Consider the following 663-nt stretch of genomic DNA (forward strand, 5'->3'; position numbering starts at 1 on the left):
GCCTGCGCGGTGAATGACGAGGAAGCGTATCAGATTAAGGATGCCATCGGTAAGCTTCAATCCGCTCTGGCTTACCGTGGGTATTCGCCAAGATAGATCATCAGAAGGCCGGAAGATCTCAAAGATCTTTCCGGCTCATATCTCATATAATTAAAACTCCATAAAAGCATCATTTTCAAAATAAAAAATAAATGCCTTCAATAGATCATTAAGAGATGGATTGTCTAACTGGGCCTTAGTATTAGCTACTACTTCTTCAATTGTTCCTCCATCTAAAACTTCAATCCACCCGTTTTCTTTTACCTGTTTAGGTAAATAATCATCAGAATCAGGTGGAAAATCAGCACTACTCAAAGAAAAAACTCCTTCTGTTTCTAACGTCCAACTATTTTGATCTGGAGGTAAGCAAAACCACTCGCTGGAATTATTTTCTGGGGTCGATAATACATCAGCAATAGAAACTAACTTCATAAACTACCTCATTATTTATAGTCCACCACATTTTCCACTACCTAACTTTTTAAATCCTCCTTCCTGATTTGGATGAAGGCTTTTCTGTACAGCGCCAGGCGCTTGATGTTGAGATCTTGGAATAAGTTCTATCTTAGTTGGATTTTGAGCATTATGGTGCCATGAATGATTAGGCGGGCTAGTACGTTCAAA

At 38.9% G+C, this 663-nt stretch carries 3 protein-coding genes; 1 reads left to right on the forward strand and 2 read right to left on the reverse strand.

Features of this window, described 5'->3' with window-relative positions:
- Positions 1-9 precede the first annotated feature (9 nt).
- Positions 10-96 carry a DUF7706 family protein gene (locus LGZ99_RS25085; protein ID WP_449301377.1) on the forward strand — a complete coding sequence of 29 codons (87 nt, stop codon included), beginning with the start codon at positions 10-12 and terminating at the stop codon, positions 94-96.
- Between the two features lie 54 nt (positions 97-150).
- On the opposite strand, the gene LGZ99_RS24580 is transcribed toward LGZ99_RS25085, so the two are convergent.
- Positions 151-471 carry a DUF7716 domain-containing protein gene (locus LGZ99_RS24580; protein ID WP_133816365.1) on the reverse strand — a complete coding sequence of 107 codons (321 nt, stop codon included), beginning with the start codon at positions 469-471 and terminating at the stop codon, positions 151-153.
- Positions 472-486: 15 nt separating this feature from the next.
- Positions 487-663 (reverse strand): HNH endonuclease (locus LGZ99_RS24985; RefSeq protein ID WP_390894061.1); only part of this gene is annotated, 177 nt, incomplete at its 5' end.

Origin of the sequence: Photorhabdus temperata, assembly GCF_025384845.1 — a bacterium.
In the GTDB taxonomy this organism is placed as follows: domain Bacteria; phylum Pseudomonadota; class Gammaproteobacteria; order Enterobacterales; family Enterobacteriaceae; genus Photorhabdus; species Photorhabdus temperata.